We start from the raw sequence: 26469 nt of genomic DNA, 5'->3' as shown, positions 1-26469 counted from the left end.
TTGATTTAACGAAAAATATTTATATTTTTGTACTTTTGCCATATATCTTAGATAAATCTGTAACTAAATCTACGGAATGGAAATAGCAGAACACCTGATATTGATGGGGAAGCTTTTGATATGATAAGATACTATTTTAGTTCTATACAGATTATCGTATTATAGTGGGTTTAATTGTAACGAGGAGAGGATTATCATTTAAAATCCTCTCCTTTTTACAATCAGCTACTTTAAAAATAATATTATAACTTTAAACAAATCTCCATCCACTTCTACATTAAAAGCTCCTCCTTGAGCTTCCACAAAACTTTTTGCAATTGCAAGGCCAAGACCTGAGCCTTCTGTATTTCTTGATTTATCTCCTCTTTGAAATCTTTCTATTATATCATGTGAGTCAAAATTTATTTCTTCAGCAGACATATTTTTTATTGTAATTTCAACTTTATCTTTTGCTTCTATTATGTCAACATAAACTCTTGTATCTTTCATTGCATATTTCGATACATTATTTAATAAATTTTCAAAAACCCTAAAAGTCTTTTGGCTATCTAATTCCAAGATTACTTTATTTTCAGAAAAATTGTTCTTTATTTTTAAATTTGCATTATTTAATTTATCTTCTAATTCAAACTGTGTCTGCTTCATTAATTCTACTATATCAACTTTATCTAAATTTAAAGTAATATTTCCGCTTGTTGCTTTACTCACTTCAAATAAATCCTCAATTAAAAATTTTAGTCTTTGGGACTTTTTATCTAATGTATCAATATATGATCTTTTATCTTCTTTTGTAATATTTTCATCCTTAAGTAAATTAACGTAAGTTATTATTGATGTTAATGGTGTCTTTAAGTCATGAGAAACATTTGAAATAAGCTCTGTTTTCATCCTTTGGCTTTTAACCTCTTCCTCTACTGCTTTTTTAAAACCTTTTTGTATCTTTTCAATTTGCTCTTTAATCGGATTAAACAACCCTACATCCTCAGCTATACTTGCTTCTAAATCTCCTTCCGCAATTTTATTTGTAGCGTTTAGCAGTATTTCAAATTTATTTCTTATATCATTTAATATTTTTCTAATTAAAATAAATAGAATCACGCAATAAAACGAAACTAGTAATATCGGACCTAAAAATATAGCAAACATTTCACTATTAGTTATAACGCATCCACCAATCCACAAGGCTAGTATAATTATTAGCATAATTATATTAATGGAAATTAGTTTGATAATAAGTCTATTAGATTTATCATTTAAATCTATATTTTGGGTTACAATACTAATATTTTTATATGCTTTTTGGATGTTTCTTTTGATCCATAAAATGATAATACCTATAAGAGTTTTTTCTTTAATGTACTTTATTAATCCTATGCTAAATATATTTTTTACTGATATTGTACACATAGCTGTTAAAGTAAAGAATATTGACCAAAAAATCAGATTAAATATGTAAACTGCGGGTTTACCGATAATTGGATCAATTCTAAGAATTTCAGATAAAGCAGTATTTACATATGCTCCATTTAAAGAATCACGTATTACTTCTGGAGCTGCTGAAATTATCAAAGCAATGATAGAACTCGTTAAAATAATTATGATTTCACATGGCAAGCTAAAAAACTTTTTGTATAAACTAATTTCATTTTCATATCTTAAAGGAATGCCTAAAGTTAAAAGAATAATAATTCCTGAAAAAATAAGAATATATGTATAAGTTACATTCTCATAGCCACTGCCTTCTGATCTAAGACTAGTTGAAATCTTATCAGAATATTTTAATTTATTATTTATTGCATATATAAAAGTCATATTTTTTATTGGATTTACAATATCATAATTATCTGTATAAACTAATTTTCTTAATACTAAGTCATTTACCGCACAATCCTCTGCTCCATAAATATTATTTGCATAGAACTGTCCATTTTCATCAAACCTAATAGCAATACAAAAAGAATATTTATCTCCTAATGAAGAAGTATTATTTGAATTAATTACTGAACTTAAATCATTACCATTATTTGATTTAATTACATTTCCGTCTTTGTCCAATACTGCATAATCAATATTTAAAAAATTATTCTCAAAATCCTTTTTCCAATATTTAATATAATCGTTTATTTTATCTTTTAAAACATTGTAATCATTACTATTATCAAATTCAGATTCAGGTTTGAGGTAAATATAACTTGCATCAATGGCTTTGCCTTGCATATTTTCCAAAGCTTCTTTATAAAGCACAAAAGTATTTTTTGAAAAATCTTCATCAAATTCTTCACTATGTGTATATATAAATAAATTATGATCGTTATTTCCTGCTTCATCTATCTTGGGGTAAATCCCTATCATAGCTATTCCAATTATTAAAATTGTAATTATAGCAACAAAGTTTGTAATGTTTCGTTCTTTATTTTTTATAAGTTTTTTTGCCTCAATTTTATTGTCTTTCAATTTTATATCCAACTCCCCACACCACCTTTAAATACTTGGGATTTTTTCTATCTATCTCTATTTTTTCTCTAATATTTCTAACATGTACCATTACTGTATCAGTATTTATAGCTTGTTCATTCCAAACTAATTCATATATCTCTTCTGCTGAGAAAACTCTGCCTGGACTTTTCATAAGCAATTTTAAAATTTTGAATTCTATTGGAGTTACCTTAACTTCTTCGCCATCTAAAATAACTTCCTTGGCATCTAAATTTAATTCAAGCCCACCAATTACATAGCTATTTTCATTTGACTCTAAATTATTTAATATATTTAAATATTTTGAATATCTTCTTAATTGAGAATTTACTCTTGCTAAAAGTTCCATTGGATTAAACGGCTTGGTTACATAATCATCAGCACCAATATTAAGCCCTATTATCTTGTCCATTTCTTCTGATTTTGCAGTTAACATTATTACCGGAAATTCATTATCCTCTCGAAGCTTCATAACCATTGTTGTACCATCCATTTTAGGCATCATAATGTCAACTATAGCTAAATGAATTGTCTCATTTTCTATAATTTCAAGCCCTTCTATTCCGTTACTAGCCTTGAAAACATTATATCCTTGATTTTTTAAATAAATTCCTATACCATCACATATTTCTTTTTCATCTTCCACTATTAAAATATTATACAAATTCATATTTTCATCCTCACATTTATACTTCATATGCCATGCACTCTCGCATTATATACTATTATATAACATTAATAGATAAAATAACTAATTATTAAGTTTAAGCCCTACAATGTTCTGAGCACAATTATAAATATATATGCTTAACCTAAAGGAATTCATTAGAAAAAACGAAAGAATTTCTAAAGATTTTTATATAATTTAATCCATTAATGGCTAATATTATAAATACCCATGATATAATATATGAATATCTAGGCTGTGCTTCTGTTATTAAGTAAGTTAATCCATAACCACAAAGAATTAAATAAAATAAGTTAATCTCTCTAATTAATTTTAGAGTACTTTTATTAAATAATCCTGCTAAAACTAACATCAACACCAATACGTATATAATTTGAAATATTGTTGATAATGGAATGTTAATGTTTTTTAATTCTTTCACCGGAAACATTATTGTATTTTCATTAACATCCTTTTGAGACCAAAGAACTCCTGAACAATCCCCTGCACTCCAAACAAGTGAGAATTTTTCTAGATAAAATATTCCTAATTTAAAAAATGAAGTATTTGCCAATCTTTCTCTTATAATTTTCTTACTTAAATTTTCTAATCCTTCATAATTGCCAATATTATCATCTATTATTTTTGCATCTTCTGCATTCCAAGCACCCAAACTGTTATAATTGGTTCCTTTGAGTACACTTGTTATATTAGGTTCACTCCCCTTCCATAAGGGATACTCTGTAATCCTTAATATTTGAAGCGTTGAACTAATAATACAGATAATAATAGCATAAGATGCTATGAGTAATGATATTTCCTTAAATTTTTCAAATAGTTTATTTCTTAAATACATTAAAATATATATTACATATGATACCAAAACAATAACAGCAACCATTCTAAATAAATTTCCTAATGCTAGAGTTACGCCACATAAAATATACAATCTAAGTTTATTTTTAATTTGAACTGCATTTAAAAATAAGCAAATGCTCAATAAATAAAAAGGCATAGCTAAATTTTCACTGCAAAATACTCCAACATAGCTTATGAATGGTGGAAAGATTGCGCCTATTAAAGCTCCTTTTAATGCGTATTCTTTATTCATATATAATTTATTGGTAATGTAATAAATTAAAATTAATACAAGAATGCTGCATATTAAATTTATAAGCTTAACAATCAATAAGTTGCTGACTGGAAACATATATCTTATGAATGCCATGTACAAAGTTATTATAGTTAAATGCGGAAATCTTCCGAAATAAGAAGTTCCATAAAACATTGACCTGTCACCATTAATAAAATTTCCCGCACTATCAAAAATTATCTTAAAATCTGAAGTTGGAATACTGTTAACATTTAATAGCCATAATACTCTAAGTGATAATCCAATTATTAAAATAAGTACCAGCTTATTCTTTGAACTTGTATTTATATTTATAAATTTATATCCCAAAAAAGCTGCTAATAAAGCTGTAAATCCAAATACTAAAACACTCGTATTAAAACCTTCTATGCTAATCCCTATAAGTCCAACAGCCACAATTACATCAATTATTAATAAAAATATAATTGAACCGCGCATAAATGTTGTAAATTTATTGATTAATTTAGCCATACTCGATCTCCCCTTGAGTTCAATATAGCTACACGAATTTTAATATTATCTTACTTAGTCACTTTTTGAGTATATTAAAATTCTAATATTTACAACTTAAGATAATATGTATTAAATTTTAAAGAAAAACAAAAGACTTTCAAAACATTTGTTTATTTTTTGAATATATATACAATAATAAAAGTTCTTTTAATTAAATTTTTACAAAAGTAAAAATGCAGCTTAGCGTGCCATAATATATTGACATACTAAACTGCAATAATAAAATTTATTAATCTATAAGTGTATACATTAGCTTTTTCAGTTCGCCTTTATCTCTACCGTTTCTTTCTGCATAATCATCAAATTGGTCCTTATCTATTTTATTAATGTCGAAATACTTTGCGTCTTTATTTCCGAAATAAAGACCACATGTGCTTGCCGTAGGAGACATCATATAACTTTCAGTAAGCTCTACTTTAAGCTCACCTTCTTTATCTAACAAGTTAAATAATTTAACCTTTTCTGAATGATCTCTAAGTGAAGGATAACCAATTGCAGGTCGTATTCCTCTATAATTACCCTTAAATATATCTTCCATAGATATGCTTTCATCTGCTGAATATGCCCAGTATTCTTTTCTTACTTTTTCATGAATATATTCTGCAAAAGCCTCTGCAAGTCTATCAGCAAGTAAAATAACCATTGTTGCACTATAATCATCACCTGAGGCTTTAAGCTTATCAGCATATTCTTTTGCACCTATTCCTCCAGTTGTGATGAAAGCACCTATATAATCCTTTATTCTAGTATCTTTAGGAGCAACAAAATCAGATAAACACATATATGTATTATCTTTTTTCTCCTCTTGTTGTCTAAGGAGATTAAAGGTAACTACTTCTGAATTATTATAAACTTCAATATCGTCTCCAATTGAATTTGCTTCAAATATACCAAAGGCTGCATTTGCTTTTAGAATATTTTCACTTTCTATTTTATCAAGCATTTTTTCAGCATCAGCTAATAGTTTTTTAGCTTCCTCGCCATACTTTGGATCATTAAGTATTTGTGGATATACCATTCCCATATCCCAAGCAATAAAGAAAAAGCTCCAATCAATATACTTTCTTAACTTTCCTATAGGGAAATCAATATATTTCTTAATTCCTAACATTTTAGGTTTATCTATCTCTTCTTTATCCCATTCCTTCTTAAAGTTATTTTTCCTCGCATATTCTAATGGGACAAATTTTCTAGGTGCTTTATTGAAAAGTTCTCTTAATTTTTCATATTCGGCTTCCAACGCTTTAAGATACTCTTCTTTTTTCTCCTTATTTAAAAGTAATTTTGCAGCTTCAACAGCTTTTGAAGCATCAGTTGTATGAATTACCCCACCTGAATACTTAGGTGCAATCTTAATTGCTGTATGGGCCTTAGAAGTAGTAGCTCCTCCAACCATAAGTGGAATTTTAAAGCCTTGCTTTTCCATTTCCTCAGCAACATTCGCCATTTCTTCTAAGGAAGGAGTTATAAGCCCACTTAAGGCAATAATATCTGCATTTTCTCTCTTGGCTGTTTCTAAAATAACTTCTGACGGTACCATTACCCCAAGGTCAATAACTTCGAAGTTATTGCAAGAAAGCACTACGGACACAATATTTTTTCCTATATCGTGAACATCACCTTTTACTGTGGCAAAAACCACTTTTCCGGCACTAATACTTCCTCCGCTACTCTTTTCTTCTTCTAAATAAGGCATTAAAACTTCAACTGCCTTTTTCATAACTCTAGCACTTTTAACAACTTGAGGTAAGAACATCTTTCCATCGCCAAAAAGTTTACCTACTTCATTCATACCATCCATAAGAGGTCCTTCTATTACTTCTAAAGATGTGCTATATTCTAATCTTACTTCCTCTACATCATCTTTAATATATTTATCTATACCTTTTATTAAAGCAGTTTTTAATCTCTCTTTTACATTTTCATTTCGCCAAGCTTCCTTGTTTTCTTCTGCCTTATTATCTACCTTATTAAAGCTGGCTGCAAACTCTAAAAGTTCATCAGCTGCATTTTCACTTTTATTAAAAATAACTGCCTCCACTTTTTCAAGTAAGCCTTTATCAATTTCATCATAAATTTGTATCATTCCAGGGTTAACAATACCCATATCCATTCCAGCCTTTATCGCATGATATAAAAACACTGAATGCATAGCTTCCCTTATTACATTGTTACCTCTAAATGCAAAGGAAAGATTACTTACACCACCGCTTACTTTTGCATGTGGTAAATTTTCTTTTATCCACTTTGTTGCATTAATAAAATCTACAGCATAATTATTGTGTTCTTCTATTCCTGTTGCAATTGTTAAAATATTAGGATCAAATATTATATTTTCTGGCAAGAATTTAACTTCATTTACTAAAATATCATAAGCTCTTTTACAAATATTAATTTTTTTCTCATAGGTGTCTGCCTGACCATTTTCATCAAAGGCCATCACAACAACAGCTGCTCCAAAGGCTTTTATAACTTCCGCCTGTCTTTTAAATTCCTCTTCTCCTACCTTAAGACTTATAGAGTTTACTATTGGCTTTCCTTGCAAAGCTTTAAGCCCAGTTACAAGAACTTCAAACTTAGAGGAATCTATCATCACTGGTACCTTTGAAATTTCAGGCTCACTTGCTAAAAGCTTTAGGAATTTATCCATTTCTTCTTTAGCATCTAAAAGAGCATCATCAAAGTTTATGTCAATTACCTGAGCGCCATTTTCCACTTGATCTTTTGCAATAGATAAGGCTTCTTCGTAATTTTTTTCTCTAATTAGCCTTGCAAACTTTGCTGAACCTGCTACATTTGTTCTCTCACCAATATTAATAAAATTACTTTCCTTATTTGCTCTAAAGGCTTCTAGGCCGCAATAAACTGTTTCTTTTTCAATATGTGGTATCTTTCTCGGCGGTATAACTTTTACAGCTTCACTTATTGCCTTTATATGAGCTGGAGTTGTACCACAGCACCCTCCAACAATATTAAGACATCCATCTTTTGCTAAGCTTTCAATTAAAGCTGCAGTTTCTTCGGGTTTTTCGTCATATTCCCCAAAAGAATTTGGAAGTCCTGCGTTTGGATAAACACTTATGTATCTATTTTGCGTTTTTGATAAATATTTTACAAATGGTATTAAGTCCTTTGCTCCAAAGGAACAATTTAGACCTATTGCAATTATACTTTCATCTACCATACTATTTGCAAAAGCTTCTAAGGTCTGACCAGATAATATTCTTCCGCTTTTATCTGCAATAGTCCCAGATATTATTACAGGTAAATCCTTATTCTTTTCTAAAAACGCAGACTTTGCCCCTATCAAAGCAGCTCTTGCATTTAAAGCATCAAAAATTGTTTCTATAAGAATCAAATCTACTCCACCATCAAGAAGTCCCATAGTCTGCTCTTTATACGCCTCTACTAATTCGTCAAAACTTATATTTCTATAACCTGGATTTTCAACATCAGGAGATAAGGATGCAGTTTTATTTGTAGGTCCAAGTGATCCTGCTACAAAACGCGGCTTATTTGGATTTTCTGCTGTAAATTTATCTGCAGCAGCTCTAGCTAGTTTTGCACCTTCAAAATTAAGTTCATATATCTTATCTTCCAGCTCATAATCTTTTTGAGATATACTCGTGCTATTAAAGGTATTAGTTTCAATTATATCTGCTCCAGATTCTAAATATGCTTCATGAATCTCCCTAATGATATGTGGATTAGTAAGATTTAAAATATCATTATTCCCTTTTTGATTACAAGAGAAGCTTAAGTTTCCCCTAAAATCTTTCTCTTCTAATTTATAGTTTTGAATACAAGTACCCATAGCTCCATCTAATACTAGTATTCTGTCCTTCAATAAATCTTTCATCAAATTGTTCCCTCCCCAAATATTTTGTCTCATTGCTTATTTTAAAAGAACATATAATCATCTTTTATATTTCTTATATCATATTCTAAATGATTTATTGTAAAGAGTCCAATTTTTTAGGTATTTTATCCATAATATTATTTACATAGTGTTTTATATTATGTCTTGTATATTTTGATGAACCAGAATAAAAAAAATTTATTCATAATTATGAACAATGTAACCGTTGTATTTGAATTCTGTGACTAAACTGTAACATTTTCGTCACTTGGCTGACAAAATTAAAACTTATTATAAATACATAAATATAATATTTTTAAAATTAATAATAAAGCAAATTGAGGAGCGAATCACATGACTATTGTAAAAAATATTTACAACACTTTTATTCGTAATAGAAACTATAGAAGTCTTATAAGATTTTGTTGTGTTGGATGCTTAAATACTATGTTTGACTTTGGAGTATTTTCCTTACTAAATAGTTTCTTTGGTATTAACTATGTTATAAGTCAAGTAGTCTCCTATTCTAGTGGTACTTTAAATAGCTATCTCTGTAACAAGTTTTGGACGTTCAATGATGCAAAAACAAATAAAAAAACAACAAAGGAAATTATTCAATTTATTGTTGTTAATTCAGCTTCATTGGGTGTAAGTTTAATTGGCTTAAGTATATTAATGAAAGATAATTCTATAAATCCGTTTATATCCAAAATTGCTGCAATGGTACTAGCTCAAATAGTTAATTTTTTAGGCTATAGATTTTGGGTATTTGGAAAATCTGCAAAACTAGAGTCTTGTACTAGTGATTTATTATAAGCCTCACTTGATTTTACTAATACTTTAATATAATTTTATTGTTAATTTATCAAAAGATAGAATAAATCTCACGGCTAAAGAGAACTATTTTCTTATATTCAAGCTGTAGAACATAAATTTAGGAGGAAGTAATTGTGACAGAAAAATTAAAACATACAAAGGAACACTTCGGAATAGGGATAATTTTATTGTTATCTATAGTATTAAACTTTGCAAATTTAGGCATAGAAGGAAATGCTAATACTTATTACTCAGCAGGGGTAAAAAGTATGATGATGAATCTTAAAAATTTCTTTTTTGTATCTTCAGACCCTTCTGGGTTTGTAACTATCGATAAACCACCTGTGGGATTTTGGCTTCAAACTATATCTGCAAAAATATTTGGCTTTAGCGGATGGAGTGTTATACTTCCACAGGCACTTGCTGGAGTAATTTCTGTATGGCTAATTTATTATCTTGTAAAGAGATCTTTTGGAACTTTAGCTGCATTAGTTTCAGCATTATGCCTTGCTACAACTCCTATTTTTGTAGCAGCAAGCAGAAATAATACAATTGATAATCTACTGGTTTTATCTTTATTACTTGCATGTGCAGCTATTTCTCGAGGCGCTGAAGATGGTAAATTCAAATATCTTATACTAAGTTTAATATTAGTAGGTATTGGTTTTAATATTAAAATGGTTGAGGCCTATATGCTAGCCCCAGCAATATTTATAACATATTTTCTCTCATCTGCAATACCTTATAAAACAAAATTCAAACATCTTTTTGCAGGAGGAATAATTCTTCTTGTAGTATCACTATCCTGGGCGTTAATTGTAGATTTAGTGCCAGCAAACGATAGACCTTTTATTGGCAGCAGCACTGACAATTCTGTTATAGAGTTAATTATAGGACATAACGGTTTAGAGAGAATAGGTCTTGGTGGAAGAAATGCTAATAGAGGAGTTAATCAACCGCAAAGATCAGAAAATCAGGATCAAGAATTACAAAATCAAGATGGTGAATCACGAAATCAAAATCGTTCGCCACAAAACCAAGATGGTGGATTACAAGATCAAATGCCAGCAGGTAGAAACGGTATGGGTAATAATTCAAAAACTGGTATTACAAGATTGTTTACTTATAACAATTTGTCAGATCAAATATCCTGGCTTTTACCATTTGCTATAATCGGGGCTATAATTGCAGCAATAGAAGAAAAAGTTAGATTATTGCGCTTTGATAATAAAAGAAAGTTATCATTACTATTATGGTTCACATGGTTATTACCTGAATTTATATACTTTAGTTTTTCAAAAAATGTAACTCATACGTATTATTTAACAACAATGGCACCTTCCATTGCAGCTCTGACTGGAATTGGCCTATCAACTATGTGGAAGCTTTATAATGAAGTAAATTTGAAAAGATGGCTTTTACCAGCAGCATTTATTGTAAATGGGCTCATAGAGATACTTATTCTATCTCCTAATTATAAGACCTCAAATGGCTATAGAATTACACTTATAGCAACAGGAATTTTATGCATAGGAGCATCTATAGTATTGATTATAAATGCTGTCATAAGAAGAAAAATTTCTATTCAGCCAGAAAAAACATTGGGAAGAAAATTAAATATAATACTTACTAGTATTGCTTTTATCGGTATTTTAACTGCTCCCGTAGTTTGGTCATCTACTACTCTATTTTACCCAATGAATGGAAGCAGTCCTGCTGCTGGCTTAGAACTTGCATCAGGTAGACAAAATAGAAATTCTAATGACAGCAGTGACACAAAGCTAATACAATTTTTAGAAAACAATAAACAAAACGAAAAATATCTTGTTGCAGTCCCTTCTGCAATGACATATGCATCTGATTTAATACTTAAAACTGGTGAGCCTATTATGACTATTGGTGGATTCAGCGGATCAGATCAAATAATCTCGCTAGAAGAATTTAGGCAATTAGTTGCTGATGGTTCTATAAGATATGCGCTAGTTGGTAGTCAAGGTCGTATGGGCGGAGGCTTTGGTGGCTCTAATTCAAACAGTCGAATTACAAACTGGATTACTGAAAACGGAAAGCTTGTCCCAGATAGTGAGTGGAAGGATTCAACTACTTCGGATGAACAAAATAATAATCAAAGATTCGGAGGCTTTGGCGGCGAAGCAGGTTCAGCTAAGCTATATGATTTAAGCGGACAATTTAATACTTCATCTATAAATTAATGTAATTCAATAGAAACATTTAAATACACAAAGAAACATGAAAATATTGTATTTTCAATTGGAGGTAATTTTATGAATGATACATTATACCTAGTAATTCCTTGTTATAATGAAGAAGAGGTTTTACATGAGACAGCTAAAAGATTAATAAAAAAAATTACTACTTTGATGATGAATGACACTATTTCTAAAGATAGTAAAATCCTTTTCGTTAATGATGGTTCAAAAGATAAAACTTGGAATATAATAGAAGAACTCCATAGTCAAAATAACATATTTTCTGGTGTTAATCTTTCTAGAAATAGAGGACATCAAAATGCATTACTTGCTGGACTTATGACTGCTAAGGAATTTGCAGATATGACCATATCCCTAGATGCAGATCTGCAAGACGATGTGGATGTTATAGATAAATTTGTAGAACAATACTATGAGGGAAGCGATATTGTTTATGGCGTAAGATCTTCAAGAGAAACAGATACATTTTTTAAAAGAACAACAGCCCTAGCTTTTTATAAATTAATGAATAAACTTGGTGTTGATTCTATTTATAATCATGCTGACTATCGTCTTATGAGTAAACGTGCTTTAGAAGGTTTAAGCCAATTTACAGAAGTTAATTTATTTCTTAGAGGTATGGTCCCTTTGATTGGATACAAATCTTCTATTGTAGAATATGAACGTCATGAAAGATTTGCTGGAGAATCTAAATATCCATTAAAAAAAATGCTTGCTTTTGCTTTAGATGGCATTACGTCTCTAAGCATAAAGCCTATAAGAATAATTACGGTTTTTGGATTTTTCATAGTCCTTTTTAGTTTCATAGCTTTAAGTTACACTTTTATAGTTAAATTTTTCGGAGAAACTGTTCCCGGCTGGACTTCTCTAGCTCTTTCAATTTGGCTTCTTGGCGGAATTCAACTTTTATCCCTTGGTGTTATCGGCGAATATATTGGTAAGATATATAATGAAACTAAGCAAAGACCAAGATTTATTATTTCTGATAAATTAATTACTATAGACATCCAAAAAAAGAATTAGTCTTTGGCCATAACCAGCTAAAAGGAATGAATTTGGTGTTTCAATTACAATAACTTAATATCTTTTATAAAAATGCACCTCAAAATATTAGATTCTTATCTCTAATATTTGAGGTGCATTTCATTATCTTATGCTAAATTTCTTTCGCCATCTTCTTGATTATTCTTTTTTGATTTTGATACCATGTGAATAACCCAAAGTATTATAAACCATACAGGTGTTACAAATAGGGCTATACGAGTTTCATTATTAAGTGCTAAGGTAACAATAACAAAAGCTAAAAACGCTAAAATTATATAGTTCATAATCGGATAAAGTGGCATTTTGAATTTGCTCTTAGCCGCAAGTTCAGGATTAGCTTTGCGATATTTTAAATGACAGATAACTATAATTGCCCAAATGAAAATAAAGCAAAATGTTGATATACTTGTAATTAATACAAATACGCCTTCTGGCATAATATAGTTTAGTATAACTGAAATTAATATTACAATCGCTGAAAATATTGTAGCATTAGAAGGTACTTGACTAAATGTTAATTTTTTCATTGACTGTGGTGCATTATCTTCTTTAGCAAGAGAGTAAACCATACGGCTTGTGCTAAAGATACCGCTGTTACAAGCAGATGCTGCTGATGTTAGTACAACAAAGTTTACAATACTTGCAGCTGCTGTGATTCCCACTGCAGAAAACACCTGTACAAATGGACTTTTATCTGGACTAATTGAAGTCCATGGGTATATACTCATAATAACAAAAAGTGCTCCAACATAGAAAATAATAATTCTAATTGGAATGTTGTTAATAGCCTTTGGAATAACATGTTCTGGGTTTTCAGTTTCACCAGCTGTAAGTCCAACTAATTCTATTCCAGTGAAAGCAAATACAACCATTTGGAAGGAAAGTATAAATCCATTTACTCCATTTGGGAACAAGCCTCCATGGCTCCAAAGGTTTGCAAAACTTGATGGGCCAGCATCTGTAGAAAATCCTTTAATAATCATAAATGTACCAATTATAATAAGTGCTAAAATTGCAACAACTTTGATTAACGCAAACCAAAATTCCATCTCACCAAATAACTTTACAGCAGTAAGATTCATAATTAACAAGATCACAAGAATTATAAAGCTTGGCACCCATCTGGCTATATTCGGGAACCAGTACTGTATATAAAGCCCAGCAGCAGTTACATCAGCCATAGCAAGTGAAATCCAGCAAAACCAATAGGTCCATCCAGTAATAAATGCTGCTCTTTCTCCTAGATAATCATATACAAAGTCTACAAAGGAATGATAATTTAAATTAGAAAGTAATAATTCCCCAAGGGCACGCATAATGAAAAAACAAATTACTCCAGTTATCATATACGCAAATAAAATTGATGGACCCGCCAAGTGAATGGATCTTCCTGAACCTAGGAATAACCCAGTACCAATTGCACCTCCAATTGCAAGTAATTGGACATGACGATTCTTTAGTCCTCTCGATAAATTTTGATTTTCTGTCATATATTTTCCGCCTTTCTAAATGGTGCTGTTTTTTATCTGTGTTACAGCAATCACAATTTTCTAGAGTTAAATATTTTAGAATTATAATAGTTTTGGATACTTCTAGACATAAGATTAGATAATTTAAGTTCTCATTAGCAAAACTAATATTAGAACTTCTAATTATCCCACTATAAAATTGATTTAGTAAATTGAGCCATTTAATCCCTCCATATTAGTCAAAACGCATGTACTAAAATGCCTATAACTATGTATTTATTTTGTGATTGGAGATACAAATGGGAATAGATAAGATATATTTGAAGTAATTGATATTGTATTACTTTTATTAGATATGTTACCTTTCCCCTGTCCTTTTACCTGAGAGTTTCGCATTTACGCTTTCTCCTTCGGTGCTCCATTTCCGCACATAAAAAATACTAGACCAAATATGCAAATATTCTGGTTTATTATTTTTTCAATTGTGCTTTTGAGTCTCTCCAAGGGTTCATCCAATAGCGGTCATCTCTAATTAAATTAGGTACCTGAAAGATTTACTTCTTCGGTGTATGCTTATATACATAACTCTCCCGCTATCTTCGTCTGAAATATTAATTTTATTATTAAAATATTAAATTTTACCGTTATATACTAATACATATTTGACAAAGTTGCAATATTTTTTTCATATTAATTTAAATATGAGGTGATTTTGCCACAATTCACAAAGTATAACTTACAATATTAAGTCTCTCTAAATGTCAATAAAACAAAATAACCTACGACAAAATATTTTATATTGTCGTAGGTCTTATTTAAGTTTTTAAGCTACTTTTTCAGTTTCAAAAATATTATTATTCCCATCACTATTGCAGTTACTGATATAATTATGTTAAAAATTAACTTATAATCATTTTGCGGCTTGATTGAAATAATCGAAGATTCACCTTTAATTTCTCTTATATCTAAAACATCATATCCTTCTTTAAGAATTAAATCCTTGTAATTTGAGATATCATAGTTCTTAGGATTTTGAATTTCAGCATTTCCAAATTTTAATGTAAATTCATCTGATTTTGATCCATCAAAAATGAGTTCATCAGCAATGTACTTTGCCTCTATTCCTTGAACTGTTATAGGTTCATCATCTTTATTATCTATAACAATTTCTACAGTATCATCTGCGACTTTGTATAAATTCAATTGTATTGTTAAATCGCTATATGCTGCATTTTCAAAATTCAAATTATAAAGAACCTTGGAGATTCCGCCATCAAAAGTAACCTTTCTTTTAAATATATTATCTGTTTTCAGTGTAATACTGCTTAATTTCAAATTCCTTAGTCCTTGGATTTTTAAAACTGTGGTATTTCTCCTCTCCTCTGCAGAGAATTCTGGAGAAATGGAATTTACAAAATACTCTTTTTTATAGTTCTTTTTTGATTCGACTTCACTTTCTAAAAAACTATTTATAGAGTAAGGTACAGGTTCATTATCTTTATCATAAAGCTCTATATCTGACATATCTTTTCTTATTTTGTTATAAACTTCTGGCGTCAGTCTTATGGCTTTATACTTATGACTACCTTTGCTTTCAATACTTGCATTATATGAATAGTTAATTGCATACACAGTAGTACTACATAAGATTGTAAAAATGACCATGCTAGCCATTAGTTTTTTCATCATTCGGAATTACCTCACCTATACTATCTATTTTTTTACTAAAATATTGATAAATAAATGATATTACTATAAGTGTCACACCAAAAATGAAATATGATACTATTCTATATCCTTGGGATATGAAAGAAAGGTCAATAATAAACAATTTTGCTACTGACAATATAGATAATCCGAGACCAAACCTCCTTATAAAGGCATACCGCTTTATAAACCCGAATGTAATCCATGCAAAGGAAGCAAGCAGATAAATTATACTTATGACCGCATTATTAAACCCAAGTCCATACTGAGTTATCAAATTTTGTGTTAAAACTACTACAAAATAAAAGGAAATGATAAGCGGATACCATTCAATTCCAAGATTCCCCTCTAACACAAGGCTTAAAATTAAATCCCTTAGCGCCAAAATTGCAAGTATAGCAATTATCGCCAATTCTAATGTTCCTATTATACAAACAACAGTATTAGCCTCGTAAAGAGCACCTCTTACTGGTGAAGCAAAGTTTAATAATAAAGCGGCTATTAATGCAATAATATAGATTACATAAGATATAACCTTCATAGCTTTATCATAAATATATTTTATTCTGGGAATAAAATAAGCAGTTAAAAAGCTGGCCAGAATCATTGCTGCTGTAATAAGATAATTCAAATTTAAACTACCACCTGCAAATATTCTTGATAAATAGCCTCCCACTTTATCTCCTATGATATATAATAAAAAAATCCACGAATTAATTGTCACAATATACTTAAAAAGCAATTTTGACTTTTCTGCAAAATCTTTTTTATATACTAATAAACTTAAAACTATAATGCTTCCTATTGTAATTGCAAGGTACTTATAAACAAAAAGTGGGTTTCCAAGATTTGTGACATCAAAAAGTATAAATGCAGCTAGGCACATAGACGAAATAATGACTCCAGCTTTTTTAAAGTCTTTTAATTCTTTATATATACCATATGAAAGCAGTGCAATACCTTCAATCAACCAGCCTAAGGATAACCACACCTTACCGAATTGGAACGGTATTACAAGAACTATAAAAGTAAGTCCAGTGATATAGAAAAGCGCTCTTGCTTTTTGCTCTTTTGTCATATAGTCTTCTACAAACTTTCCTAAAGACAAATAAACAACAGCAAATATAATAGATAAAATTCCTGTAAAATCTGAAAGTTTTAGAATATAAAATACTGAATATAAAAGAAAAGTACTTATTACTGTATTAAAAGTCATTAAAACAATATCTGCATTATTAAAGCTGAGTTTTTTTCTAAACGAACTTATGACAGGAATAATGGTATAGGTTATAAATGCAAAAATAATATAAAGTATTGTTATAAAATCACTTATAGAAAATTCTGCACTTCTAGGCCTTCCAAAAAACATAATGGCAGAAATATAGAATGATCCCATTACATTAAGTGCAAAGCCTATATATGCAGTTGCATTCCACTTCCTATTAACTGATATAATAAGCGCAAACATATTTAGTACTACAAAATAAACCATTGCACCATACACTATAGTTCTGCTTCCTGCAATTGAGAAGATGGGCAGATATCCTCCTATCATTGCAAAAATCGATATGGTTTGCGAATTGTACCTTTGAGATAAAACAAAAGCTAAAACTGTTATAAGAATACACATTCCTAAAGCTGTATACATATTCAGAATTCCGAATTTAAAGAAACTTAACGCAATGGCTACATATAATACAGCTACTCCGCCACTTGTAATTCCAAGAGAAAAAACATTTGGCTTTTTACGATTTAGTAATTCGCCAGCTATAAGCATTACAATACCAAATATAAAAGCAAGTGCACACTTCAAAGCATCAGGTAATCTAGTATATGCAAACTGAGATGCCGTAATTACACTTATGACAAGCAGTAAAACACCCAGCTTATTCATAATATTAAGTCCTATAAAGGACTCTATATTATTCTGTTTTACCCGTGCTTTTATTTCTTCCTCCGTAACTTTTTCCTGCTTTAACTTTGCAAATTCTTCAGCTCGATTCTCACTTAATTCTCTTACTCTCTTTCCAACTTCTTCGCGAGCAAGTATTATTTTTGCGTTAATAAGATCTCTTAACTCGCCAAGTTTTTTATAAATTTCATCCTCAATGTTTACCCTATTAGCCTTTAATATATTAACCATATCATCTATCTGTTTTTTTACTGAAACTTCTAGGTTGGTCAATCTACCAATTTCCCCTGAAATATTTGATTTATAATAAACATCTATTTTACTATTAACTACATTCAGTATCTGGATTTTTTCGTTATAAAATTGCTCATATAATGCATTTCTGAGCTTCTTGTTTTCTTCTGATATTTTTAAGTTATCGCTTTTTTCCTTCTCAAGAAATTCCTTATACTTTTGAAGCTCTGTTTTTAAGCTTTGATTTTCAATCAATATGTTGCTATTTTTCATATTAGTCAGTTCAGTTTCAAGGCTATATAAAACTTCTTTTTGCTTATCTATAATATTTTGTAAATTATCCACCGTCGACACCAGCGTCTCCCCTAACTTTCTCTGTATATTTAGTAATATTTGCAAACTGTATGGTTATAATTACTATATATTCTATCATATTCCATCGAGTAGAGCAAATACCCTCATACTAGGATTCAATCATGAGAGAAATAAACTTAAAATTCACTATAAATAGCTAACGTTAATTATAAAACTTGTTCTGTTCTTTCTATTATATCATCTTGAGTTTGCTTAGATAATACATTGAAGAATGCACTATACCCTGCTACTCTAACAATTAAATCTCTATATTTTTCCGGATTCTTTTGTGCATCAAGTAGTGTATCTCTAGATACAACGTTATATTGTACATGGAATCCCTCTAATCGATTAAAGAAAGTTCTAATTAATAAAATTAGCTTCATTCTATCCTCTTCTTTAGATAACATTTGAGGTGTAACTTTTTGATTTAATAGTACCCCTCCTGTAATATCGTGTGTTGGCAATTTTGAAACTGATTTAAATACTGATGTAGGTCCGTTTTTATCCATAGCATGAGATGGAGAACAACCTTCTGCCAAAGGTTCTCCTGCTTTTCTTCCATCCGGGGTTGCTAAAGTTCCAGCTCCCTGAGGTACATTTGCTGAAATTGAAGATGTTCCTGCATAATAGCAACCTCCAATTGGTCCTCTGCCATATCTAGTATTTTTATGTTTCTTTATTTCGTCAATATAAATATCATAAGCTTCTCTTAACAATAAATCTATATAATCATCGTCATTACCATATTTAGGTGCATCATTAATTAATATATCTTGAATATTTTTACCTTCTTCTCCTTCAAAATTATTAATTAAGGCATTCCAAACTTGTGCTGGGGTGAAGCTTTTATCTTCAAACACGCATTTTTTAATTGCTGCAAGAGAATCTCCAAGATTTGCAATTCCTACTTGAAGGTCACTTATAAAATCATATACAGCTCCACCTTCTTTTAAGTTTAATCCTCTTTCAATGCAATCAGCAGTTAAAGCCGAACATAATATGTCTGCTGTAACTTCTTCTATTGCTAAATCTGCACAGCTGTCTATAATTACACTATGTCTTGTGAATTCACGAATTATCTTATCCCAAGCTTTCATAACTTCATCAAAAGAAGTCATATCCTTAAAGTGGCCAACACCTTCACAAAGCTTAGTTCCTGACTCTAAGTCAACTCCATCATTCAATGCTATCAATAGAGATTTAGGGAAATTTAAGAAACTCATACCAGTACATCTATATCCCCATTTACCTGGAACTGCTACTTCAACACATCCAATTGCGCTATAGTTATATGCATCCTTTTCATCTACACCTTTTTCAATAAATGACGGAATAATAACTTCATCACTATTAAAGGCTGGCATTCCAAAGCCTAATCTTACTACTTCAATACATTCCTTCATAAAATCATCGGATAATCCTCTATGATAACGTACTGTTAAATTAGGTTGTGGTAATTTTGTCTGAGCAACACTCTTTAAAATTAAATAACTTAAAGGATTCACTGCATCCTTCTTATCTACAGTCTGCCCCCCTACTGTAACATTCTGATATAATGGACTACCTGCACTGAAACGCGTATGAGACCAGCTTCTTATTTTATTTATTGTAAAAGTCTTAAGCCATAAATTTGTTAATAACTCAGTAGCTCCAGCTTCAGTAATTAACCCAAGTTTTAAATCATTCTCATAGAAAGGATTTAAATACTGATCCATTCTTCCATAAGAAAGTGAATGTCCATTTGACTCAATTTGTAAAACTAAGTGAATCATCCATAGAGATTGAACTGCTTCATGAAAAGTTTCTGCTGGATAATTTGGAACTTTATTTAATATTCTTGACATTTCTATTAACTCTGCTTTTCTATTTGCATCTGCTTCCTTGTCTGCAAGTATTAATGCTAAGTCTGCATAGCGTTTTGCAAAATCTGCTACTGCATCAAGTACAATTAAGATTGCCCTGTAAAAATATGATTTATCTAAATTTCTATAATCAGTAAGATCTAATTCTTTTAATTTCTTTTCTGTTCTTTCTTTATAATTAATTAATCCTAGTTTTAATACAGTTTCGTAGTTAACTGCAATGTGTGCATCCCCTGAAGTAATATTACCTTCCGCTTTTATAATTCCCAAATCATAAAAAACTCTACTTTCAGCAGGCATTCCTGCAAGTCCTCTATCTTTTAAGGTTTTATGCTCCCAAAATGGTGCTATTTCTTGTAATGCTTCCTTGCTTTCTTCAGTAATATAGAATATATCACCATCACGTTTTTCAAATTCATCTAGTTCATCTATAACCCAATCCATTGCATATTCAGGAAAAATTGGTGCTGAACGATTTGAAGATGCCTGATTCCCTACAATTAAAGTTTTATCTTCAATAAATATGCTCATATTCTTTAATATATTTTCTAAACATAATGCTCTACGTAATACCATAGGTTTATCTGCATGTTCTTTATAACTCTCTGTTGTAAGTTTAGCTCTTTCTACACACACCATAGATTTTGCATTTAATAAGTCCTCTCTGAAATTATGCATTCTATCTGTTAGTTCTCCAAAATAACTCATAACTATTCTCCTTTCATTTCAAATATTAATTATTTCACTTGAAACTTGTTCTTTTTCTTTTATAACTCAATTATATATCTTTATTATACTTTGTCAATAAATTAGTTTCATTCGAAACTAATTTATTGTTTTTTTGAAATACAAAGTAATATTTATAAAAAAATTATGAGGTTAATATGTTATGAAATATACACATAAAAAAGAAAGCCTAATTATTTCATCAAGTGTTACATTAAAATATAATTAAATGATTTCTTCATTAGAAATCATTTAATTATATTCTTTAGTAATCAATCAACATAATTAGTCTTTCTTTAAGTTTGATATATTGCATCTATATTAATTTACACTTACCATTTGAACATCTACATTTTCTTTCTTTAAGCTTTCTAAAACATCTTCTGGAATATTAGTATCTGTGAATAAACAGCTTATCTCGTCAGCTTTAAATTGTGCTACTACTCCTCTCTCTGAAAACTTTGATGATTCTGTTAATATTATAATTTTATTAGCACTTTCAGCCATAGCCTGAACTGTTTCAGTCCGCATTAAGTTTTTTCCTGTAAATCCAATTTTAGAGTTATAGCCATCTGTTCCAATAAACAATTTATCTACAAAAAAGTCTTTAACAGATTTTCTAGTAAGAGGGCCTACTACAACCTGAGATTCTGGTTGATAATCCCCTCCAAGTAACACTACTTTCGCATTTCCTTCTCTAATATAGTTTGCAATAAATGTAGAATTAGTTATTATAGTTATATCCTTTTTATTGTATGCAAGTTCTTCTGCAAGTAAAGCACAGGATGACCCCGACTCAATCATAACTGTTTCACCATCACTCACAAGTTCACATGCTAAATGTGCTATTTTACGTTTTATATCATAATTAAAAGCTAACCTGCTATTAATATCATCACTTGAAGTCATGACTGCATAACCATGTTCACGCTTTAATAATCCTTTTTCTTCTAATGCACCAAGATCTTTACGTATAGTCACTTGAGACACATTTAAAAGCTCTGATAATTTGCTAACCTCTATACGCTTGTTTTCGTTGACAATTTCAAGAAGCTTTGTATACCTATCTGTCATAGAAACTCCTCCTTTTCTTTGGCATTTTCAAAAAAACTATGTAGTATGCCTTAGTCCAATGGTAATTATATCATAATCTATTTACAAAATGCATTATTTATATTTCGAATAAAAGTAAATGTGCTTATTAATGATTATATACTATTTTAAATAATAGTAAACAGCATTCTCAAATTCTTTTGAAACACATAGTTGTTTCATATGAAAGTTTTTATTTACACTTAAAAATTTTCATGTTAACATTAAATAAACAGATAACCCTTAAATTAATTGGGTAGTCTTAATACTAGTCTTATATTAATTCGTGTATGGAGGTGTTTTTATGAACGATATAAAAGCTTGTATTTTTAATATTCAAAAATACAGTATTCATGATGGTCCTGGAATCAGAACTGTAGTTTTTTTTAAAGGCTGCCCTCTAAGTTGCTTATGGTGTTCCAATCCGGAATCTCAAGATAATAAAATACAAATTGTATGTGATAAAACTAAGTGCGTACAATGCCTTCATTGCATAGACGTTTGTCCTAAAGATGCTATTTCATTAAATAATAATCATATAGAAATTAGTTCAAATAAATGTATTTCTTGTTTTACTTGCAAGAATTCCTGTCCTAACAAAGCATTTTCAGCAGAAGGCGAGTTTTTAACTCTTTCTGAAGTTATGAAAGATGTTATCAAGGATGAACTGTTTTACGAAGAATCTAATGGAGGTGTTACTTTATCTGGTGGTGAAGTATTAATACAGCATGAGTTTGCATCGGAACTTTTAAAACTACTAAAAGAAAAAAACATACACACAGCAATTGAAACTACCGGATATACTTCAAAAGAAATATTTGTACAATTTATTAAAAATGTAGATTTATTACTATTTGACATGAAACACTACGATAGAGAAAGGCATTTTAAAGCTACAAATGTTTATAATGATTTGATTATTGAAAATTTAAAACTTGCTATTGATATAGAAAAAGAAGTCATTATACGCATTCCTGTAATACCTAATATAAACTCTAGTTTAGAAGATGCTAAAGGATTTTGTAAGTTACTAAAATCAGTTAATGCAAAGAAAGTAAACCTACTTCCTTTTCATCAATTTGGACAAAAAAAGTACGAGCTCCTAAACAAACTTTATACGTTTGAGAATGTACAACAACTTCATGAGGAAGATTTATTGGAATATAAGAATATTTTCATTAAACATGGGTTTGATTGTTATTTCTAAAAGTAAAAATTAAGTACAAACAGAAAGTATTAAATTCTAATTTGTACTTTATTTTAGTTATTATTTTTTCCAAAACATCATTGAATTGATATTTACCTTATAAATCTTAATTGGTCTTTCTTCTAACTTAGTATTAACTAAAGAATACACCACTGGAACCACTACAAATGTGAGGAAAGTAGCTGATGCTAATCCAAATATTATAGTTACTGACATAGGCCCAAATAAAGCACTTTTAGAAAATGCAAGAGGTATAAGTCCTGTAATTGTTGCTGTTGAACTTAATATTATAGGTCTAAATCTTTGGCTTACAGCATGAAGGCAAGCTTCATCTATTGAAAGACCTTCTTTTCTGCCATCAATTATGTATTCAACAAGCAGAATTGCATTTCTTATTACTACTCCAATGAGGCTTATTATTCCCATTACAGCAGTTAACGATATGGACATTCTAAATATTAAAAGCCCTATTGCTACTCCCATTAAAGAAAGTGGAAGTGAGCACATTATAATCAAGGGCTGTATAAAAGATTTAAATTGAACAAATAGAATTACATAAATTATTATTATACAAAATACCCCCGCCAAGCCGAGACTAGTGAAATTCTTTTGTATTTGATGCTTTTCGCCGTCATAAAGGACATTTACTCCATTTAAGTCCATTTTATTTAATTCTTCATTTAAAGTATTTTCCACATTCACAGAGTTATAGCCTGTTTTTACATCGCTGTACACTGTTACAGCTTTGTCTTTCTTATAATGCTTTATTTGATCTAGTTGTGAATTAAGATTTATGGAAGCTACCTCTGATAGCAGCACCTTATTTTTTGTAATACTCGATTTTATTTCTAGATTCTTCAAATCTTCTACTGATGCTATATTTGATTTAACTAATATATCATAGTCACTTCCATTCTTCCTATACACAGAGCTGCTATATCCCTTTAGGGCAATGTTTATTTGTTTTAAAATATCTGATTTTAGCAAACCATGCTGCATGGCTTTAATGCTATCTATATTTACTTCATATTCGTAAGTCTTCTTCGCTGCATCATCCCTAACATTTAAGGTCCCTGGAATATTCCTTAATTTTTCTTGTATTTGATCTGATGCTGCATAAAGCTTATCTAAATCATCTCCTGTAAGTCTCAGACGTACTGGTGCACCTATTGGCTGTGCTTGTTCTAAAAGCTTTACTGTTGCAGCCCCTCCAGAAATTTTACTATCTAGTTGACTTTGCAGATACTCAGCTAATTTTTCTCTTGTGTCAAACCTTTTAGTTTTTCCAAGGTCTACCTTTAACATAATCTGAGCTGTATTTTTTGCTGGTGCAATACTAGGCACGGTAATATAAAATTTAGGCAAACCTCCACCTATAGCTGAAGTATAGCTTGTAACTTCTTCTTGTGATTTTACGACTTCTTCTACTTGTTTCACTAAGTTGCTTGTATTATCTATATCATCAACTTTTTCATTAGAAACATCTATATAAACAATATCTTTATCGGCATGAGGAAAAAACTGCATTCCTAACAATTTCATTAACCCCATTGATAGTATAAACACGCATATAGCTGTTATAATAACATTTCTCTTATGGTTAAGTCCGTAAGCTAAAAGCTTATGGAACATTTTTCTGACTTTACTTTCCTTATTTACATTCTTGCTCTTTTTAAAAAATAGAGATGACATAGCAGGCGTAATAAAAAGTGCTGAAATATATGAACATGTTATACATATCATTACAACTTGAGGCAATGTCCTCATAAATTCTCCAACTGCACCAGGTATATTTAAAAGTGGTGAAAAAGCACCTACAATAATTAAAGTAGAAGTAAATACAGGCACGAATAATTTTTTTATTCCATGAAAGGCCGCCTCATCTCCATTCATTCCTTTATCAATTCCAACCTGCACCACATCTCCAATTACAATTGCATCATCTACTAATATTCCAAGAGCAATAATAAGTGCTGTAGTAGACATTTGATGCACTTTAATTCCAAGTACCTCCATTGCAATAAATGACATAGTAATTGATATTGGAATTACCGCTGAAACTACCATTGCATTTCTAAATCCCATTCCTATAAGAACAGTTATTACTACAAGGATTACTCCATCTCTAAGATTTTCCATAAAGAACGAAACCGAGTTATTTACATCTTTAGGCTGAAATGTAACTTCATCTATTTTTAAATCTTGCGGTAATTGTTTTTTTATTTCATTCAATTTCTTTTTTACATCATCACCTATTAAAACTATGTTTTTATTATCTTGAAAATAGCCCGCAAGTAAAACTGAATTTTCCCCATCATAAGTATATTTATAATTAGAATCATCATTATAATCCATATGAACATTTGCTATATCTTTAAGCTTTATGGTTTGTCCAGTATCTGTTGAAACACCAACAATTGTATTTTGAATATCCTGAAGAGATGTAAAACTACCAGGAGTATTTACCTTTATCTTCCCATTGTTTAAATCTAAATCTCCAGATGGAATTTCTATATTTTGTGCTTTTAACACGGCACATACATCTTCAAGAGAAATAGAATATTTATTTATTTTGCTTAAATCTACATCTACTTTTACCTGCTTATCCTGTTTCCCTTTCACATCAAATCTGGAAATACCGCTAACGTTGCTTAATTGTTTCTTTATATCATCAGCATAATTTCCTAACTGTTCATAAGAATAATTATCACCAGATACACTTAATATCATTCCAGCTGTTTCTGTAAGATTCGTATTTATTTCACTATCTTGACAGCCATCTGGGAGTTCAGATTTTAAGTCTTTTATTTTGTCTCTTAAATCTCTCCATGCTTTATCCTTATCAGCATCATTGTTTAAGCAGACAATAACTATAGAAGCACTATTTTCAGAATAAGATTCTGCATAATCATAACCATCTATTTCTTCAACTTTTTCTTCAATTTTTTTTGTAACTAAACTTTCTATATCGTTTGGAGAAGCCCCCGGATAAATAGTTGTAATCATCGCAGCTGGAGATGAAACATCCGGACTTTCCTGCTTAGGAATAATATAATAACAGTAAAAACCACTTATAATAGCTATAACTACTAAAAATAGTATTACCTTTTTATTTTTTATGGCAGCGTTAATTAATCTCATAATG

At 30.0% G+C, this 26469-nt stretch carries 14 protein-coding genes and 1 riboswitch; of the genes, 4 read left to right on the top strand and 10 right to left on the bottom strand.

Annotation, left to right across the window (positions count from 1 at the left end):
* Nucleotides 1-225 precede the first annotated feature (225 nt).
* The 4 genes from COL3_RS21665 to metH all read right to left on the bottom strand — a co-directional run bounded on the left by COL3_RS21665 (nt 226) and on the right by metH (nt 8667).
* Entirely contained in the window at nt 226-2466 is a 2241-nt protein-coding gene (locus COL3_RS21665; protein WP_008421224.1) for a HAMP domain-containing sensor histidine kinase, read from the bottom strand.
* Nucleotides 2441-3145 carry a response regulator transcription factor gene (locus COL3_RS21660; RefSeq protein WP_035282978.1) on the bottom strand — a complete coding sequence of 235 codons (705 nt, stop codon included), beginning with the start codon at nt 3143-3145 and terminating at the stop codon, nt 2441-2443. The genes COL3_RS21665 and COL3_RS21660 overlap by 26 nt, the downstream gene beginning before the upstream one ends.
* Before the next feature lie 142 nt (nt 3146-3287).
* A complete protein-coding gene (locus COL3_RS21655) occupies nt 3288-4766 on the bottom strand; it encodes a glycosyltransferase family 39 protein (RefSeq protein WP_008421228.1) in 1479 nt (492 codons plus the stop codon).
* A 271-nt stretch (nt 4767-5037) separates the two neighbouring features.
* Entirely contained in the window at nt 5038-8667 is a 3630-nt protein-coding gene (gene metH / locus COL3_RS21650) for a methionine synthase (RefSeq protein ID WP_008421230.1), read from the bottom strand.
* 354 nt (nt 8668-9021) lie between these two features.
* On the opposite strand from metH, the gene COL3_RS21645 reads away from it, so the two are divergent.
* The 3 genes from COL3_RS21645 (at nt 9022) to COL3_RS21635 (ending at nt 12737) form a co-directional block, all read left to right on the top strand.
* A complete protein-coding gene (locus tag COL3_RS21645) occupies nt 9022-9483 on the top strand; it encodes a GtrA family protein (RefSeq protein WP_008421232.1) in 462 nt (153 codons plus the stop codon).
* 134 nt (nt 9484-9617) lie between these two features.
* Nucleotides 9618-11696 (top strand): glycosyltransferase family 39 protein, encoded by a 2079-nt coding sequence (locus COL3_RS21640; RefSeq protein ID WP_008421234.1) that lies wholly within the window; start codon nt 9618-9620, stop codon nt 11694-11696.
* A 72-nt stretch (nt 11697-11768) separates the two neighbouring features.
* The gene (locus COL3_RS21635) at nt 11769-12737 is read left to right on the top strand and encodes a glycosyltransferase family 2 protein (protein WP_008421235.1); all 969 of its coding nucleotides are present in this window, start codon (nt 11769-11771) and stop codon (nt 12735-12737) included.
* A 128-nt stretch (nt 12738-12865) separates the two neighbouring features.
* On the opposite strand, the gene COL3_RS21630 is transcribed toward COL3_RS21635, so the two are convergent.
* The 5 genes from COL3_RS21630 to COL3_RS21610 all read right to left on the bottom strand — a co-directional run bounded on the left by COL3_RS21630 (nt 12866) and on the right by COL3_RS21610 (nt 22099).
* Entirely contained in the window at nt 12866-14248 is a 1383-nt protein-coding gene (locus COL3_RS21630) for an amino acid permease (protein ID WP_008421237.1), read from the bottom strand.
* A 338-nt stretch (nt 14249-14586) separates the two neighbouring features.
* A riboswitch (glycine riboswitch) is annotated at nt 14587-14741 on the bottom strand.
* A 314-nt stretch (nt 14742-15055) separates the two neighbouring features.
* Nucleotides 15056-15916 carry a hypothetical protein gene (locus COL3_RS21625; protein WP_008421239.1) on the bottom strand — a complete coding sequence of 287 codons (861 nt, stop codon included), beginning with the start codon at nt 15914-15916 and terminating at the stop codon, nt 15056-15058.
* Nucleotides 15894-18434, bottom strand: a complete 2541-nt coding sequence (locus tag COL3_RS21620; protein ID WP_008421242.1) for a DUF2339 domain-containing protein — start codon at nt 18432-18434, stop codon at nt 15894-15896. The genes COL3_RS21625 and COL3_RS21620 overlap by 23 nt, the downstream gene beginning before the upstream one ends.
* Before the next feature lie 167 nt (nt 18435-18601).
* Nucleotides 18602-21007: a glycyl radical protein gene (locus tag COL3_RS21615; protein ID WP_008421244.1), complete on the bottom strand. Its 2406-nt coding sequence runs from the start codon at nt 21005-21007 to the stop codon at nt 18602-18604.
* Between the two features lie 339 nt (nt 21008-21346).
* Nucleotides 21347-22099, bottom strand: a complete 753-nt coding sequence (locus COL3_RS21610; RefSeq protein ID WP_008421246.1) for a DeoR/GlpR family DNA-binding transcription regulator — start codon at nt 22097-22099, stop codon at nt 21347-21349.
* A gap of 322 nt (nt 22100-22421) precedes the next feature.
* On the opposite strand from COL3_RS21610, the gene COL3_RS21605 reads away from it, so the two are divergent.
* A complete protein-coding gene (locus COL3_RS21605) occupies nt 22422-23324 on the top strand; it encodes a glycyl-radical enzyme activating protein (RefSeq protein ID WP_008421248.1) in 903 nt (300 codons plus the stop codon).
* A 60-nt stretch (nt 23325-23384) separates the two neighbouring features.
* On the opposite strand, the gene COL3_RS21600 is transcribed toward COL3_RS21605, so the two are convergent.
* On the bottom strand, nt 23385-26465 hold the full coding sequence (locus COL3_RS21600) for an efflux RND transporter permease subunit (RefSeq protein ID WP_008421250.1): 3081 nt from the start codon (nt 26463-26465) through the stop codon (nt 23385-23387).
* Nucleotides 26466-26469 lie beyond the last annotated feature (4 nt).

Origin of the sequence: Clostridium sp. LS (genome assembly GCF_002760435.1) — a bacterium.
In the GTDB taxonomy this organism is placed as follows: domain Bacteria; phylum Bacillota; class Clostridia; order Clostridiales; family Clostridiaceae; genus Clostridium.
This window is presented reverse-complemented; position numbering and strand designations above follow the sequence as displayed.

Excerpts from the sequence above, each read along its gene's own strand:
- COL3_RS21610 (WP_008421246.1), bottom strand. The coding sequence starts at position 22,099 with ATGACAGATAGGTATACAAAGCTTCTTGAAATTGTCAACGAAAACAAG.
- COL3_RS21615 (WP_008421244.1), bottom strand. The coding sequence starts at position 21,007 with ATGAGTTATTTTGGAGAACTAACAGATAGAATGCATAATTTCAGAGAG.
- COL3_RS21655 (WP_008421228.1), bottom strand. The coding sequence starts at position 4,766 with ATGGCTAAATTAATCAATAAATTTACAACATTTATGCGCGGTTCAATT.
- COL3_RS21605 (WP_008421248.1), top strand. The coding sequence starts at position 22,422 with ATGAACGATATAAAAGCTTGTATTTTTAATATTCAAAAATACAGTATT.
- COL3_RS21630 (WP_008421237.1), bottom strand. The coding sequence starts at position 14,248 with ATGACAGAAAATCAAAATTTATCGAGAGGACTAAAGAATCGTCATGTC.
- COL3_RS21635 (WP_008421235.1), top strand. The coding sequence starts at position 11,769 with ATGAATGATACATTATACCTAGTAATTCCTTGTTATAATGAAGAAGAG.
- COL3_RS21600 (WP_008421250.1), bottom strand. The coding sequence starts at position 26,465 with ATGAGATTAATTAACGCTGCCATAAAAAATAAAAAGGTAATACTATTT.
- metH (WP_008421230.1), bottom strand. The coding sequence starts at position 8,667 with ATGAAAGATTTATTGAAGGACAGAATACTAGTATTAGATGGAGCTATG.
- COL3_RS21660 (WP_035282978.1), bottom strand. The coding sequence starts at position 3,145 with ATGAATTTGTATAATATTTTAATAGTGGAAGATGAAAAAGAAATATGT.
- COL3_RS21625 (WP_008421239.1), bottom strand. The coding sequence starts at position 15,916 with ATGATGAAAAAACTAATGGCTAGCATGGTCATTTTTACAATCTTATGT.
- COL3_RS21645 (WP_008421232.1), top strand. The coding sequence starts at position 9,022 with ATGACTATTGTAAAAAATATTTACAACACTTTTATTCGTAATAGAAAC.